Source organism: Dactylosporangium sp. NPDC000521 (assembly GCF_042898305.1).
Classification (GTDB): Bacteria; Actinomycetota; Actinomycetes; order Mycobacteriales; family Micromonosporaceae; genus Dactylosporangium.
In genome coordinates, this window is record NZ_JBIAYW010000005.1 from 31,943 (window position 1) to 47,296 (window position 15,354).

Consider the following 15,354-nt stretch of genomic DNA (forward strand, 5'->3'; position numbering starts at 1 on the left):
GGGGTTCATGGCTGTCCCCCGACGCGTCCCGGCGGTGTCCGGGGCGGTGGTCGCCGCCGTCACCGCGAGCGGTGTGGCGATGCTGGCCGGTGCGGGTCATGGCGCGCCGGCCGGGCCGCTCGCCGCCCAGGTCGCTCCCGCCTCACCGCCGCCCGGCCCGATCGCGTCCGCGCCCGGGCTACCCGCGGACCCATCGGGCGCCGGGTCCGATCCGTTGTCCCTGTCGCCGCCCGCCGCCGGCCCGATACCAGGAATGCCGTCCGGGCCGTTGGACGGTTCGCCGCCCGGCCCCGGCTCGTCGCCAGGGTCGTTGGACGGGACGGTCGTGCCGTCAGGGTTTGCTTCGGGGCCGTTCGCGGGCGTCGTGACCGGGTCGGCGCCGCCGTCGCCGTCGATGGAGCCGCCGTCGCCGGGGGCGTCGCCGTTCGCGTCCGGTGCCGCCTGGGGCGCCGTGAACTGCGCTGAGATTCGCATCCGCTTCGCCGGCGGCCCGCCGACCGACGCCGGCGGCCCGCTGGTCCCGTTCGGCGCGACGAGCGTGACCCGCTGTGAGACGCCGCTGGCCAGCACGGCCCCCGCGGTCACCGGCCTGACGCCGCCGAAGGTCCTCACCACCGGCGTCGACCGTCTCACCGCGATCCTCGACGCGCTGCCGGCCGTCCCCGCCGACCAGGCCTGCCTGCCGATCACCCTGCCGGTCCAGGTCAGCCTGGTCTTCACGTTCCGTGAGCAGCAGCCGCTCGCGGTCGTGGTCGATCCCACGTGCTCGGCACTGATCGCGGGGGACCGGGCCCGGTCGTACACCACGCTGAACCCGCTCCCCGTCTTCGACGCCCTCTTCGCCGCCCAGCCGGTCGTCAGCCGCGGCGCACGGCGGTGACCGCGCGGTCCGGGCCGAAGGACGGCCCGGCCGCCGAGCGGGTCGTCAGCCGCGCCGCACGGCGGTGACCATGCCGCCCGGGGCGAAGGGCGGCCCGGCCGCCGAGCGGGTTGTCAGTTGTGCCGCACGGCGATGACCGTGCCGCCCGGGGCGAGGACGGTCCGGCCGCCCAGCGGGGCGTCCAGGACGAGCCGGTACTCCACCAGACGCAGGCCGTCGTCGGAGCCGCAGCCGTCGCGCGCAGGCCCAGGCACGACCGACCCGGTGACCGCGGCGCGCAGCCCGACGGCGACCGCGGCCGGCGAGGCCACCGCCTCGGCGGTGAAGGTCACCACGGGACTGCCCGGGCAGGTCCCGCCGGCGGGCGTGAGCAGCGCGACGGTCAGCGTACGGTCGTCGCCGGCGATCGTGGCGGTCGTGCCGGCGTCGGGGTTCTCGCCGGGCCGCCACAGCGCCGCCGGGTCGACGGCGGGCCACGCGATCGTGCCGAGCACACCAGGCCCGGAGAACTGCCACGCGGGCAGGGGCAGCGGCCCCCGGTCGGTGGGGAACGCCGCCGGCGCGTAGCGGACCTGGTCCAGCACGAGCACGGGGTCGGCCGAGCCGGCGAGGGGGCGGACCAGCGCCGCGACGGCCGCGGCGGCGCCGGTGACACGGAGCTCGGCCGGCCCGTCCGGCAGCGCGACCGTCGCGGTCGCCGGCCCGGCGGGCAGGGCGGCGGTCACGCTGAACCGCTTCGCCGCGAAGGCCTGCTTCGCGGCGTTGCCGGTGAACCCCGCACCGGCCGACGCAGGGTCGCCGAGCAGCACGACCGGCCGCGGATGCCGCTCGGCCGGGAAGTCCGACCAGCGGGCGAGCGCGGCCCGGTCGGGCCCGTCCGCGCCGACGACGAAGGGCGGCGGTCCGCCCCGCCGGAACTCCGGTTCCGCGCAGCCGGCGAGCAGGCAGCCGGCGAGCAGGACGATGACCGATGCCACGACGGCGACCGCTGCCCTGCGCACCATGTGCCGCTCCCTCGACGTACGGTGCTGAAACTGTACGTGCGGCCGGGGGCATTGAAAGCGGTCACCCGGTCACGACCGCGGCACTCAGGTGGGATTGCCGACCACCTCGCCGTGAGGCCCGGAGCGTCCGGCGCTCCGGGCCTCACGGGCTGAGGGATGGTCAGCCGAGCTTGAGCCAGAGGGCGCCGAGGGGCGGGATGCGCAGCTCGGCGGAGGCGGGCAGGCCGTTGCACGGCGTGGCGGTGGCCTCGACGGCGCCGAGGTTGCCGACGCCCGAGCCGCCGTAGACGTCGGCGTCGGTGTTGAGGATCTCGGCCCAGCGGCCGGCGAAGGGCAGGCCGACGCGGTAGCCCTCGTGCGGGTGGGCGGCGAAGTTGACGACGACCGCGACCGCCGAGCCGTCGGTGCCCCAGCGCAGGTAGGAGAAGACGTTGCCGCCGGAGTCCTCGTTGTTGATCCAGCGGAAGCCGTCGGGCGTGACGTCCTGGCTCCAGAGGGCCGGGGTGCGCTGGTAGACGGCGTTGAGGTCGCGGACGAGGCGCTGCAGGCCGGCGCGCTGCGGGTCGTGCAGCAGGCCCCAGTCCAGGCCGCGCTCCTCGCTCCACTCCTGCTCGTCGCCGAGCTCGCAGCCCATGAAGAGCAGCTGCTTGCCGGGGAAGGACCACATGTAGGCGAGCAGCGCGCGGGCGGTGGCGAGCTTCTTCCACAGGTCGCCGGGCATCTTGCCGATGAGGGAGCCCTTGCCGTGCACGACCTCGTCGTGGCTGATCGGCAGCAAGTAGTTCTCGCTCCACGCGTACACCGTGGCGAACGTCATCTGGTTGTGGTGGTACTGCCGGTAGATCGGGTCCTTTTCGATGTAGGACAGGGTGTCGTGCATCCAGCCCATGTTCCACTTGAAGCCGAAGCCGAGGCCGCCGGAGTCGGTGGGGCGGGTGACGCCGAGCCACGCCGTGGACTCCTCGGCGATCATCATGATGCCGGGGTGGTGCTTGTAGACGGTCGCGTTCGCCTCCTGCAGGAAGGAGATCGCGTCGAGGTTCTCCCGGCCGCCGTACTGGTTCGGCGCCCACTGGCCGTGCTCGCGGGAGTAGTCGAGGTAGAGCATGGAGGCGACGGCGTCCACGCGCAGCGCGTCGGCGTGGAACTCCTCGCACCAGTAGAGGGCGTTGGCGACGAGGAAGTTGCGGACCTCGGAGCGGCCGAAGTCGAAGATGAGCGTGCCCCAGTCGGGGTGTTCGCCGCGCCGCCAGTCGCCGTGCTCATACAGCGGCGTGCCGTCGAAGCGGGCGAGGGCCCAGGCGTCCTTCGGGAAGTGCGCCGGCACCCAGTCGAGGATGACGCCGATGTTGGCCTGGTGCAGGCGGTCCACGAGGTGGCGGAACTCGTCGGGGTTGCCGAAGCGGGCCGTCGGCGCGTAGTAGCCGGTGACCTGGTAGCCCCACGACCCGCCGAACGGGTGCTCCATGACCGGCAGGAACTCGACGTGGGTGAAGCCGAGGTCGGTGACGTACTCGGTGAGCTGGTCGGCGAGCTCCACATAGGACAGCCCGGGGCGCCACGAGCCGAGGTGGACCTCGTACACGCTGATGGGTGCCTCGTGGTTGCGGCGCTCGGCGCGCTGGGCGAGCCAGTCGGCGTCCTTCCAGTCGTACGTCGAGCGGTAGACCACCGAGGCGGTCGCCGGCGGCACCTCGGTGTGCTGCGCGAGGGGGTCGGCCTTCTCGACCCAGCCGTCGTCGGGGGTCAGCAGCCGGAACTTGTACCGGTTGCCGGCCTGCGCGCCCGGCACGTACAGCTCCCAGACGCCGCTGCCGCCCAGCGACCGCATCGGCCAGCCGTCGTGCGGGCCCCAGCCGGTGAAGTCGCCGACGACCCGGACGCCGCGGGCGTTGGGCGCCCACACCGCGAACGCGACGCCGCCGGGGCGGGTCTGCGCGCCGAGGACCGTCCACAGCCGCTCGTGCCGGCCCTCCTGGATGAGGTGCAGGTCGAGCTCGCCGACGGTCGGCAGGTGCCGGTACGGGTCGTCGGTCAGCACCCCGTCGGCGTCGATGCGGTAGTCGGTGACGTCGCCGGGCAGCTCGGCCTCGAAGACGCCCTCGTCGTGCACCAGCCGCATCGGGTGGCGCTCGTCGTCGACGACGACCGAGACGGTGCCGGCGCCGCGGCGCAGCGCCCGGATGACGGTCGTCACGGCCCCGGAGCCGGCACCGGCGCCACCGACAGGGTGGGCGCCGAGGACGCCGTGCGGGTCGTGCGAGCGGCCGGCGATGAGGTCGTCGAGATTCATAAGCTCCGTCACCTGGGTTCCGTCAGAGAGCCGTTGACCAGCCTCTCGATGGACTGCAGGGGAATCCGCAGCCAGGTCGGCCGGTGCCGCGACTCGTAGGCGGTCTCGTAGACCGCCTTGTCCAGCTCGTAGGCGCACAGCAACGCCTGGTCCTCGCGGGGGTCGTAGCCGGCAGCGGCAGCGTAACCGTCGCAGAATGCGGCGCGGTTACGGTCCACCCACTGCCGGGCCCGCTCGGCGAGGGCCTCGTCGCCCTCTTCGCCGACGAGCAGCTGGTAGGCGGCGTACTCGTAGGAGCGCAGCATCCCGGCCACGTCGCGCAGCGCTGAATCGGGGCGGCGACGGACCTCCACCGGTACACCCGGCTCACCCTCGAAGTCGATCAGCAGCCACGACTCCGGGGTGCGCAGCACCTGGCCGAGGTGCAGGTCGCCGTGGATGCGCTGCACGGTGATCGGTTCGTCACCGGCGTTGCGGAAGATCGCCTGCGCGCCCGGCACGAACTCGGCGAGCTGCGGCACCGCCTGGACCGCGGTGTCGAGCCGGGCCAGCATCGTCTCCGCCGGCGCCGGGGCGGTTTGCGTGCCGAGCTCCACGGCCAGGGTGCGGTGCACGTGCGCGACCGCCTCCCCGAGCCGCCACGACTCGGCGGCGAAGTCGCCGCCGACCTCGTCGGGGTTGAGGTCGTGCTCCGCGAACAGGTCACGGGCGCTGGTCGCGGCCATCGCCCAGCCCTCGGCGGAGTTCTGCGCGTACTCGGTGACCATCGCGAGGGTCACCGGCGTGCCGCCGCCCTCGGTGCTCTCCACCGCGCCGAGCAGCCGCGCCACGTTGGGGCAGCCGGCGCGGGCGAGGACCCGGTTGAGCTCCAGATCCGGGTTGATGCCGGGGGTCACCCGGCGGAACACCTTGAGGATCGCGGCGCTGTCGTACACGACGCTGGTGTTGCTCTGCTCGGCGTCCACGACCCGGGCCGGCGCCTGCACGGGCAGCGCCACGCCGGGCTCCGGCACGAACCGGACCCCTTCGACGGTGGCGCCGGTGTCGATCAGGCCGAGCAGGCGCTGCGCGGACTGCTCGTCGTAGAGCGCGTCGAAGCCGGCGCGGTCGTGCTCGGCGCCGATCAGCGCCGCCGCGTGCAGCTCGGGCACGACGTTCAGGTCCCACCCGACGAACACCTGGTAACGCTCGGTGCCGCCGTCCTCGTAGTGCGCGTCGAGCAGCACGTGGTCGACCTGGTCGGGCAGCGCCGTGACGGCCGCCGGGCGGACATCGGTCAGGGTGCGGTTGCGGCCCGCGTACCACCGCTGGTGCGGCAGCCACTCGGTGAACGGCAGCGTCGTCATGAGATGGGTCTCTCCTCAGTTCTGCTCGGCCGGCGCGACGAGCTGGAACCAGTAGAAGCCGTGGCCCGGCAACGTCAGCAGGTACGGCAGTTGGCCGATGTTCGGGAACTGGACGTGGCCGGTGAGCTCGATCGGGGTGTACCCGGCCCACTGCTGCAGGTTGAGCTCGATCGGCTGGGGGAAGCGCGACAGGTTGTTGACGCACAGGACCACGTCCTCGTCGTGGACGCGCACGAACGCGAGGACCGAGGGGTTGGACCCGCCGAGCTCACGGAACACGCCGACGGCGAAGGCCTCGTGCCGCCGCCGGACCTGCAGCATGGTGCGGGTCCAGTTCAGCACTGACGTCGAGCTCTCCTTCTGGGCCTCGACGTTGATCGACTGGTAGCCGTACACGTGGTCCTGGATCGCCGGGAGGTACAGCCGGCCCGGGTTCGCCTGCGAGAAGCCGGCGTTGCGGTCCGGGGTCCACTGCATCGGGGTGCGCACGCCGTCGCGGTCGCCGAGCCAGATGTTGTCGCCCATGCCGATCTCGTCGCCGTAGTACAGCACCGGCGACCCGGGCAGCGACAGCAGCAGCGCGGTGAACAGCTCGATCTGGTTGCGGTCGTTCTCCAGCAGCGGCGCGAGGCGCCGCCGGATCCCGACGTTGGCGCGCATCCGCGGGTCCTTGGCGTACTCCGCGTACATGTAGTCGCGCTCCTCGTCGGTGACCATCTCCAGGGTCAGCTCGTCGTGGTTGCGCAGGAAGATGCCCCACTGGCAGTTCGCCGGGATCGGCGGGGTGTGCGCGAGGATCTCCGAGATCGGGAAGCGCGACTCGCGCCGGACCGCCATGAAGATGCGCGGCATCAGCGGGAAGTGGAAGGCCATGTGGCACTCGTCGCCGTCGCCGAAGTACTGCACGACGTCGGCCGGCCACTGGTTGGCCTCGGCGAGCAGGACCCGGCCGGGGAACTCGTCGTCGATGACCTTGCGGCAGCGGCGCAGGAACTCGTGCGTCGCCGGCAGGTTCTCGCAGTTGGTGCCCTCGTCCTCGAACAGGTAGGGCACCGCGTCGAGGCGGAAGCCGTCGATGCCCAGCCCGAGCCAGAACCGCAGTACGTCGAGCATCTCCCGCTGGACCTCGGGGTTCTCGTAGTTGAGGTCCGGCTGGTGGTGGAAGAACCGGTGCCAGTAGAACTGCCGGCGCACCGGGTCGAACGTCCAGTTGGACTCCTCGGTGTCCACGAAGATGATCCGCGCGTCGGAGTAGGCGGTGTTGTCGTCGCTCCACACGTAGTAGTCGCCGTAGGGCCCGGTCGGGTCCCGCCGCGACTCCTGGAACCACAGGTGCGAGTCCGAGGTGTGGTTCATGACCAGGTCGGTGATGACCCGGATGCCGCGCTTGTGCGCGGCGTCGAGGAGCTCGACGAAGTCCTCGACGGTGCCGAAGTCCGGCAGCACCTTGTAGAAGTCGCGGATGTCGTAGCCGCCGTCGCGCAATGGCGAGTCGTAGAACGGCGGCAGCCAGAGACAGTCGACGCCGAGCCACTGCAGGTAGTCCAGCTGGCCGATCAGGCCCTGCAGATCACCGGACCCGTCGGCGTTCGAGTCGGCGAACGCGCGGACGAGCACCTCGTAGAACACCGCGCGCTGATACCAGGTCTCGTCCGCCGGCAGGATCCTCGCGTTGCCGAAGTCACTGGCTGAGGGATGTTCGACCGTGCCGTCCGCGACGACGTGGGTGCCCTCGACCGGATCCGTCATGCTGCCACCTACCTTGTGCTGTCACCGGTGACGATGCACCGTGAACACGTGTGCGGGCTCGTACAGGGGGTCGAGCCGCACCGCGTTGTGTTGTCCCCAGTCGAAGGTCGCACCGGTGAGCTCGTCGCGCACCGTGAACCGCTCGTGCCAGTCGAAACCGAGCGCGGGCATGTCCAGGGTGGTGTTACCCCACTGGACGTTGTGCGAATCCAACGAGACCACGATGAGCACGGCGTTTTCGCTGTCAGGGTCTCGTTTCGAGAAACAAAGCAATTGTTCGTTGTCGATACCGTGGAAAACGGTGTTACGCAGCCAGTGCAGCGCGGGGTTTTCGCGGCGCACGTGGTTGAGCCGCTTCAGGTACGGCGCCAGGGACTCCCCGGCGGCCTCGGCGGCGGCCCAGTCGCGGGGGCGCAGCTGGAACTTCTCGTTGTCCAGGTACTCCTCGGAGCCCGGACGGTGCAGGTGCTCGTAGAGCTCGAAGCCCGAGTACATCCCCCACGAGGGGCTCAGCATGCTGGCCAGGACCGCCCGGATCTTGAACATCGGCGGCCCGCCGTGCTGCAGGTGCTCGGGCAGGATGTCCGGCGTGTTGGGCCAGAAGTTGGGCCGCATGTAGTCGGCGGCCGCGATCAGCTCCTGGACGTACTCGCGCAGCTCCCACGCCTGCACGCGCCAGGTGAAGTACGTGTAGGACTGGGTGAACCCGATCTTGCCCAGGCCGTGCATCATCGCGGGCCGCGTGAACGCCTCCGCCAGGAACAGCACGTCGGGGTCGACCGTCTTGACCTCGTTGATGAGCCAGTGCCAGAACCCGACCGGCTTGGTGTGCGGGTTGTCGACCCGGAAGATCTTGATGCCCTGCTCGACCCAGTGCAGCACGACGCGCAGGATCTCGTCGCGGATGCCCTGCGGGTCGTTGTCGAAGTTCAGCGGGTAGATGTCCTGGTACTTCTTCGGCGGGTTCTCCGCGTAGGCGATCGAGCCGTCGGCGCGGGTGGTGAACCACTCGGGGTGCTCGGTGACCCACGGGTGGTCCGGCGCGCACTGCAGCGCCAGGTCCATCGCGATCTCGACCCCGGCGTCGCCGGCGGCGGCGATGAACGCCCGGAAGTCCTCCAGGGTCCCCAGGTCCGGGTGGATCGCGTCGTGCCCGCCCTCCTCGGCGCCGATCGCCCACGGCGAGCCGACGTCCTGCGGCCCGGCGACCAGGGTGTTGTTCGGCCCCTTACGGTTGATCCGGCCGATCGGGTGGATCGGCGGCAGGTACACCACGTCGAACCCGAGCTCGGCGACCTCGGCCAGGCGCGGGATCGCGGTCTGGAACGTGCCGTGCTTGACCGGCTTGCCGTGCTCGTCGACGACCGCGCCCTGGGAGCGGGGGAAGAACTCGTACCACGCGGAGAACAGCGCCCGCTTCCGGTCGCACCACAGGGGCAGCTCCCTGGAGCGGGTCACCTGCTGGCGCAGCGGATGGCGCCACAGCACGTCGGTGAGGCCCAGCGCCGGGGACACCCTGGCGAACAGCGGGATCGTCGTGTCGGCGAGGGCCTGCGCGGCGCCGGTGACCCGGCCGCGCTCCGCCGCCGGGACGCCGGTCGCCGCCTGATTGAGCAGCGCCGCGCCCTCGGCCAGGTCGTTGCTGAGGTCCTGCAGGCCCTGCCCGGCGCCGATCTTCTTCGTGACCGCGTCGTGCCAGGTCAGGTACGGGTCGGAGAACGCCTCGACCGCGAACGTCCACGCGCCGACCGCGTCGGGGCGCACCGCGCCGAACCACGTGTCGGTGCCGGCCGGGCCCGGGCCCATGCGGGTGAACGGGCCCTCCTTGCCGTCGGGGCCGATGAGGACCACGTTGCAGCCCATCATCGAGTGGCCCTCGCGGTAGGAGACGGCCGTGACCGGCACCAGCTCGCCGACGACGGCCTTCGCCGGGAACCGGCCACCCTCGACCTGCGGGGTGATCTGCTCGATGGGGAAACGGTCGCCGGTCACGACGCTCGGACCGGTGGCGGCCTGCCAGGTGCCCGCCGGAGCGTCGGGCACCACCACGGGGTCCTCGGAGGCGAGCGCGGTCTCGGTGTCGGTCCTGGCGATGGCAGGTGCTTCGGGTGTCGGGGTACCCATGATCCTCACCGTATCGAATCCGCGTCGCGTTGGCAGCGTTAGCGTCGTCTTCCTACGGCATGATGCGTTGACCCTTGCCGATGACCACGATCCCGCCCTCGGAGACCGTGTAGCGGGTCCGGTCCTTCTCCAGGTCGACGCCGATCTCGGCGCCTTCCGGCACGATGACGTTCTTGTCGATGATGGCGTTGCGGATCACGGAGTGCCGCCCGATGTCGACGCCCTCCATCAGCACCGAGCCCTCCACGTGCGCCCACGAGTGGACCTTCACGTTGGGCGACACCACCGAGTTCTCCACCAGGGCGCCGGAGATCACCGCGCCGGGGGAGATCATCGATCCGACCGCCCGGCCGACCCGCTCGCCCCAGCCGTGCACGAACTTCGCCGGCGGCCACGGGCTGTTGCCCGTGAAGATCGGCCACTCGAAGTTGTACAGATTGAAGATGGGCTGCACCGCGATGAGGTCCATGTTGGCCTCGTAGAACGAGTCCAGGGTCCCGACGTCGCGCCAGTAGCCGCGGTCGCGCTCCGAGCTGCCCGGCACGACGTTGTTGCTGAAGTCGTAGACGGCCGCCTCATGCTTGTCGACGAAGTACGGGATGATGTTGCCGCCCATGTCGTGCTTGCTCGACGGGTCCTGCGCGTCGCGGGTGACGGCGTCGATCAGCGCCCCGGTGGTGAAGATGTAGTTGCCCATCGACGCGAAGATCTCGTCCGGCGAGTCCGGCAGGCCCCTGGCGTCGCGGGGCTTCTCGCGGAACGCGGAGATCCGCCGCCCGTCGTCGGCGACCTCGATCACGCCGAACTGGTCGGCGGTGGACAGCGGCTGCCGGATCCCGGCGACCGTCACCGACGCGCCCGACTCGATGTGCTGGCGCATCATCTGCTCCGGGTCCATCCGGTAGATGTGGTCCGCGCCGAACACGATCACGTAGTCGGGACGCTCGTCGTTGATGAGGTTCAGGCTCTGGTAGATCGCGTCCGCGGACCCGGCGAACCAGCGCGGTCCGAGCCGCTGCTGCGCCGGCACCGGCGTCACGTAGTTGCCGAGCAGCGTCGACATCCGCCAGGTCTTCGTCACATGGCGGTCCAGCGAGTGCGACTTGTACTGGGTCAGCACGACCATCTTCAGATAGCCGCCGTTGGCCAGGTTCGACAGGACGAAGTCGATCAGCCGGTAGATGCCGCCGAACGGCACCGCGGGCTTCGCCCGGTCAGCGGTCAAGGGCATCAAACGCTTGCCCTCGCCGCCGGCGAGGACGATGGCGAGGACTTTTTTGGCGGCCATGGTCGAGACGCTAAACGTGTCCGGCGTGTTGCGCCAGGCGAACCCAATTAGTCTTTCCAACGTGCGCGTAGACCTACTGACTCGAGAGTACCCCCCGGACGTTTACGGTGGAGCCGGCGTCCATCTGGAGTACCTGGCGCGAGAGCTGCGCCGCCTCCCCCTGGACGTGCGCGTGCACTGCTTCGGCGCGCCCCGCTCGGAAGCGGGCGTGGTCGGCTACCAGGACCCGTCCGGGCTGCGGGGGGCCAACGCCGCCCTGCGGACCATGGGCGTGGACCTGGAGATGGCCGCCGGCGCCGCCGGCACCGACCTGGTGCACAGCCACACCTGGTACGCCAACTTCGCCGGGCACACCGCCAAGCTGCTGCACGGCGTCCCGCACGTGATCACCAGCCACAGCCTCGAGCCGCTGCGCCCGTGGAAGGCCGACCAGCTCGGCGGCGGCTACGCGCTCTCGTCCTGGTGTGAGCGGACCGCGGTCGAGGCGGCCGACGCCGTGATCGCCGTGTCCGCCGGGATGAAGGCCGACGTGCTCAAGGCATACCCGCGGGTCGATCCCGACCGGGTCCACGTCATCTACAACGGTATCGACACCGAGCAGTACGCGCCGGACCCCGGCCTGGACGTCGTGACCCGGCTCGGCATCGACCCGCAGCGCCCCAGCGTCGTGTACGTCGGCCGCATCACCCGGCAGAAGGGCCTGCCCTACCTGCTGCGGGCGGCCCGGCGGCTCCCCGCCGACGTGCAGCTGGTGCTGCTCGCCGGCGCCCCCGACACGCCGGAGATCGCGGCGGAGGTGACCGCGCTCGCCGACGAGCTGCGCGCCACCCGCTCCGGTGTCGTCTGGGTGCAGGAGATGCTGCCGAAGCGGGAGGTCATCCAGGTCCTCACCCACGCCACCCTGTTCGTCTGCCCGTCGATCTACGAGCCGATGGGGATCGTCAACCTCGAGGCGATGGCCTGCCAGACCGCGGTCGTCGCGACCGCCACCGGCGGCATCCCCGAGGTCGTCGCGGACCGCGAGACCGGCCTGCTCGTGCCGATCGAGCAGGTCACCGACGGGTCCGGCACGCCGCTGGACGAGGACCGCTTCGTCGCGGACCTCGCCGACGCGATGAACGAGCTGCTGGAGGAGCCGGCCCGGGCCGCCGAGTTCGGCCGTGCCGGGCGGCAGCGTGCCCTGGACCACTTCTCCTGGTCGGCGATCGCCCAGCAGACCCTGGACGTCTACCGGTCCGTGTCGTAGCCCGCCACGTGGTGCTGGACCGCCCACGCGAGGCGGTCCAGCCAGCTGTCCGGATCGTGGACCGGGTGGCTGGACCAGTCGACGGTCATCGCGCGGACCGCGGCCGGGTCGAGGGCGGGCAGCAGCCGGCGCAGCCGCGGGGAGAGCGTGACGCCGTCGAGCTCGCCGAGCAGGACGGCGTCGTAGACGTCCTTGCCGCCGGCGGCGCCCTCGCGCTGCTGGTCGTCGGCGAGCCACCGCAGCTTCCACAGCAGCGACAGGGCCCGGCTCGCCGTCCACGCCGTCGTCGGCGGGCCGCCCGCGCCGCGCGGCACCGCGGTCAGCACCGGCGGCTCGGGCAGGGTCTCGTCGTAGGCGAAGTCCAGCTGGACGCTGCCGGTCAGGTCGCCGTGCGTCCACGGGACGTGGACGCGGGCGCCGCCGGCGGCACCGCGCTCGAACCGGTAGTCCGCGTACTCGAAGTCGTGGTCCGGCGTGGCGTTGTCGGTGTCGAGGACCGCGCCGCCGGGGGTCCGCCGGTGCAGCGCCAGCAGCTCCAGGACCCGCAGGTGCGGCTGATCCTCGGGATCGGTCTCCTCGGCGTGCATCCAGCGCAGCCCGTCCGGCGGCAGCAGCGCCCGCACCCCGCCGGTGTCCTCGTCCTGGAAGTCCCACGGCTGGGCGCGCCCGGCGCCCTGGGTCGCCTCCGGCCAGTACTGCACCGGGTCGATCCGGTCCACGTACGGGTGCGGGTGCAGGGTGTCCAGGCCGTTGACGGCGAGCGGGCGGGCCACCCAGTCGAGGTCACCCGGCGGGCGGGCGCGGGCACCGACCCACGCCGGCATGGTCATGCTGCCCCGCAGGACGAGCGAGTCGCCGACCGGGTCGGCGGCGACGAGGGCCAGGACGTGGTCGAGGACGTCCCGGTGCGCGGTCAGCGGATCCATCCGGCGTCCAGCCCCGGGTTGTCGTCGACCAGCACGTACTCCTCCTCGACCTCGACCGCTTCCAGGCCTCGCGTCGTGAGCGCCGCGAGCAGCCCGTCCAGGCGCGCACGGGCACCCGGCCGGCCGACGTCGCGGCAGCGCTGCGTCACGAACCGCTCGTGGCTGCCGTCGTCGCGGGTACGCCTGGCGTTGCGGGACAGGTGCGCCTGGTGCGCCTCCGCGACGGCCCGGGCGTCGGCGATCTGCTCCCCGGTGAGCAGCAGCTTCACGTGGTGCTCGAAGTAGCGCCCGCCGGTCGGGGCGTCCTGGACCGGCACCTCCGGATTCCACGGCGCGGCCTCGATCTTGACCCGCCGTACCGTGAACCCGTCCTCGCGGAGCGCCCGGTCGAGGGCCGTCGCCGCGCTCCGGGCCGCCGCCGGCTCGCCGCGGGTGATGCCGGTCAGCATCGGCTGGTCGGTGCAGGCGCCCCGGTCGAGCTGGATCCTCGTGTACTTGAGGCCGGCGGCCGACGCCCACGCATCGAGGCGCGGGTCGACGTCGACGGTCACGTGGATCTCGTAGTCACCCACCCACGTGGTCCCTGACGAGCTGGGCGATCGCGTCGGCCTGCTCCACGTTGGCCAGGTGGGCGGCGCCCGGCAGCACCACCAGGCGGCTGCCGGTGATCCCCGCGTGGATGCGCTCGCCGTGCTCCGGTGGCGTCGCCGGGTCGTCGGCGCCGGCGATGACCAGCGTCGGCGCGGTGATCCGGGGCAGGTCGTCGCGCAGGTCCATGGCGCCGATCGCCTCGCAGCAGCCGGCATACCCCTCCGCCGGGCACGCCGCGATCATCGCCCGGTAGGGCGCGACCTTCGCCGGCAGCGCCGCCCGGAACCTCGGCGTGAACCAGCGGCCGAGGACCGCGTCGGCGATGCTGCCCATGCCGGCGGTGCGGACCTGCTCCGCGCGGACCGCCCAGCCGTCCGCCGGCGGCAGGTGCGCGGCCGTGCAGATCAGCACCAGCCGCTCGATCCGCTCGGGGGCGTTGGCGGCGAGCCACATGCCGACCATCCCGCCCAGCGACAGCCCGCAGTAGGAGGCCTTGGCGATGCCGAGCCGGTCGAGCAGGGCCAGGACGTCACGGCCCAGGTCCTCGATCCGGTACGGCCCCGGCGGCGCGGGCGAGGCGCCGTGCCCGCGGTGGTCGAAGCGCACCACCCGCAGGTCCGCGAGGGCGGGCAGCTGGGGGCGCCACATGTCGAGGTTGCTGCCGAGCGAGCCGCCGAGCAGCAGGACCGGCGCGCCGGGAGGTCCACTGGTGCGCTGGAACAGCGTCGTTGCCGTCACCGCGTGGTTGTACCACGCCACCCACCCGGCAGCCCCGCGCCGAGGGCCTGGCGTGTGAACAATGCCGCTGCGAACACGGCCACCATCCATGTCCACAGCGGGGCGAACCCGGCGTTCCCGGCCCGGTGCGGCCTGGGCCCGCGGCAGGTCCCGGGCGGGAACGCGACGAACCGGGCACCCCACCCCAGCCCTCAAGGACACGGGCACGGCCGCCGGGACCTGCCGGCGGGGCACCAGCGCCCGGGCGGGCGGGGTCATGATCGTCCCGCCCGCGAGGGTGAGCCGGGTGCCACGGGGCTGGCCCCGCAAAGTGTCAGGTGCCCGGCCCGTACGCGGCGACCGCCGCCATCACGGCCCGCGCGGCGGGCCTCGCCCTCACCGGGCGGCCTTGCGGCGTGTCGCCTTCACCGGGCGGCCGGCGGGCTTCGCCCTCACCGGGCGGCCTTGTGGCGTGTCCCCTTCAGCGGGCGGCCGGCGGGCTTCGCCTTCAGCGCGCGGCCTGGCGGAGTGTCACCTTCAGCGGGCGGCCTTGCGGAGTTTCGCCTGCAGGGCGCGGCGGGCGACGGGGCCGAGGCCGTCGACGACCTCGACGAGGACGGCGAGGCGCTCCAGCGCGGCGACGGCGGTGGCCGCCCCGTCCGGGTCGACGCCGGTGAGGAGCTCCAGGCCGATGAACGTCGACGCGACCACCCTGGCCAGCCCCGGCACGTCGACGAGGTCGGCGACGGGGGAGGCGGCGGTGACCCGGCGCAGCACCGGCTCGATCTCCGCGATCCACAGCTTCAGGCAGGCGGCGACGGCCGGTGCGAGGCGCTCGTCGGTCTGGGCGCCGGCGAGCAGCTGCGCGAGGATCGCGACGTTGCCCTCGGCCCGCTCGACCTGCTGCAGCTGCCGGCCGACGTCGAGGAGCTCGCCGATGCTCGACACGGCCGCGAACCGCTCCCGGTAGAGCGCGACCCTGCGCTCGGTCGCCTGGTGGCAGGCGACCGAGAGCAGCTGGTCGACGGTCCCGAAGTGGTAGAAGACGAGCGCCTGGTTGACGCCGGCCGCCGCGGCGATCGTCCGCGCCGACGCGCCCGCGAGCCCGTCGCTGCCGAGGACCTTGATCGCCCCGGCGACCAGGCGCTCCTTCGTGTCCGCCACCCCGCACCCATCTGGTTGAGCACTCG

Annotated in this window: 12 protein-coding genes; 2 read left to right on the forward strand and 10 right to left on the reverse strand. The window is 72.3% G+C overall.

All coding sequences use genetic code 11. The features are described 5' to 3' along the window. Positions 1–7: 7 nt before the first annotated feature. Complete coding sequence (locus ACFY3L_RS18170; RefSeq protein ID WP_389324700.1) at positions 8–880, forward strand: hypothetical protein; 873 nt, start codon at positions 8–10, stop codon at positions 878–880. Between the two features lie 113 nt (positions 881–993). Here the strand turns inward: ACFY3L_RS18170 and ACFY3L_RS18175 are convergent, their stop codons facing one another. The 6 genes from ACFY3L_RS18175 to glgC all read right to left on the reverse strand — a co-directional run bounded on the left by ACFY3L_RS18175 (position 994) and on the right by glgC (position 10,684). After that, positions 994–1,884 (reverse strand): hypothetical protein, encoded by an 891-nt coding sequence (locus ACFY3L_RS18175; protein WP_389324704.1) that lies wholly within the window; start codon positions 1,882–1,884, stop codon positions 994–996. Positions 1,885–2,044: 160 nt separating this feature from the next. Further along, positions 2,045–4,177: a 1,4-alpha-glucan branching protein GlgB gene (gene glgB / locus ACFY3L_RS18180; RefSeq protein WP_389326061.1), complete on the reverse strand. Its 2,133-nt coding sequence runs from the start codon at positions 4,175–4,177 to the stop codon at positions 2,045–2,047. A gap of 8 nt (positions 4,178–4,185) precedes the next feature. After that, entirely contained in the window at positions 4,186–5,523 is a 1,338-nt protein-coding gene (locus ACFY3L_RS18185) for a maltokinase (protein WP_389324707.1), read from the reverse strand. Positions 5,524–5,538: 15 nt separating this feature from the next. Further along, the gene (gene treS, locus ACFY3L_RS18190) at positions 5,539–7,272 is read right to left on the reverse strand and encodes a maltose alpha-D-glucosyltransferase (protein ID WP_389324710.1); all 1,734 of its coding nucleotides are present in this window, start codon (positions 7,270–7,272) and stop codon (positions 5,539–5,541) included. 21 nt (positions 7,273–7,293) lie between these two features. Beyond that, positions 7,294–9,264: an alpha-1,4-glucan--maltose-1-phosphate maltosyltransferase gene (locus tag ACFY3L_RS18195; protein ID WP_389326064.1), complete on the reverse strand. Its 1,971-nt coding sequence runs from the start codon at positions 9,262–9,264 to the stop codon at positions 7,294–7,296. 184 nt (positions 9,265–9,448) lie between these two features. Then, positions 9,449–10,684, reverse strand: coding sequence for a glucose-1-phosphate adenylyltransferase (glgC, locus tag ACFY3L_RS18200; protein WP_389324712.1), 1,236 nt, complete (start codon positions 10,682–10,684; stop codon positions 9,449–9,451). Between the two features lie 61 nt (positions 10,685–10,745). On the opposite strand from glgC, the gene glgA reads away from it, so the two are divergent. Next, the gene (gene glgA, locus ACFY3L_RS18205) at positions 10,746–11,930 is read left to right on the forward strand and encodes a glycogen synthase (protein ID WP_389324715.1); all 1,185 of its coding nucleotides are present in this window, start codon (positions 10,746–10,748) and stop codon (positions 11,928–11,930) included. On the opposite strand, the gene ACFY3L_RS18210 is transcribed toward glgA, so the two are convergent. From ACFY3L_RS18210 to ACFY3L_RS18225, 4 genes are all read right to left on the reverse strand, one after another. Then, positions 11,912–12,856: a nucleotidyl transferase AbiEii/AbiGii toxin family protein gene (locus ACFY3L_RS18210; RefSeq protein WP_389324718.1), complete on the reverse strand. Its 945-nt coding sequence runs from the start codon at positions 12,854–12,856 to the stop codon at positions 11,912–11,914. The genes glgA and ACFY3L_RS18210 overlap by 19 nt on opposite strands. Further along, positions 12,844–13,428 carry a hypothetical protein gene (locus ACFY3L_RS18215; RefSeq protein ID WP_389324721.1) on the reverse strand — a complete coding sequence of 195 codons (585 nt, stop codon included), beginning with the start codon at positions 13,426–13,428 and terminating at the stop codon, positions 12,844–12,846. Before ACFY3L_RS18215 ends, ACFY3L_RS18210 begins: the two co-directional genes overlap by 13 nt. Next, a complete protein-coding gene (gene pcaD, locus ACFY3L_RS18220; RefSeq protein ID WP_389324724.1) occupies positions 13,421–14,185 on the reverse strand; it encodes a 3-oxoadipate enol-lactonase in 765 nt (254 codons plus the stop codon). Before pcaD ends, ACFY3L_RS18215 begins: the two co-directional genes overlap by 8 nt. A gap of 516 nt (positions 14,186–14,701) precedes the next feature. After that, entirely contained in the window at positions 14,702–15,328 is a 627-nt protein-coding gene (locus ACFY3L_RS18225) for a TetR/AcrR family transcriptional regulator (RefSeq protein WP_389324727.1), read from the reverse strand. Positions 15,329–15,354: the final 26 nt, after the last annotated feature.

Coding starts and splice junctions, on each gene's coding strand:
- ACFY3L_RS18170 (WP_389324700.1), top strand. CDS start 8: ATGGCTGTCCCCCGACGCGTCCCGGCGGTGTCCGGGGCGGTGGTCGCC.
- ACFY3L_RS18185 (WP_389324707.1), bottom strand. CDS start 5,523: ATGACGACGCTGCCGTTCACCGAGTGGCTGCCGCACCAGCGGTGGTAC.
- glgB (WP_389326061.1), bottom strand. CDS start 4,177: ATGAATCTCGACGACCTCATCGCCGGCCGCTCGCACGACCCGCACGGC.
- treS (WP_389324710.1), bottom strand. CDS start 7,272: ATGACGGATCCGGTCGAGGGCACCCACGTCGTCGCGGACGGCACGGTC.
- glgC (WP_389324712.1), bottom strand. CDS start 10,684: ATGGCCGCCAAAAAAGTCCTCGCCATCGTCCTCGCCGGCGGCGAGGGC.
- ACFY3L_RS18210 (WP_389324718.1), bottom strand. CDS start 12,856: ATGGATCCGCTGACCGCGCACCGGGACGTCCTCGACCACGTCCTGGCC.
- ACFY3L_RS18175 (WP_389324704.1), bottom strand. CDS start 1,884: ATGGTGCGCAGGGCAGCGGTCGCCGTCGTGGCATCGGTCATCGTCCTG.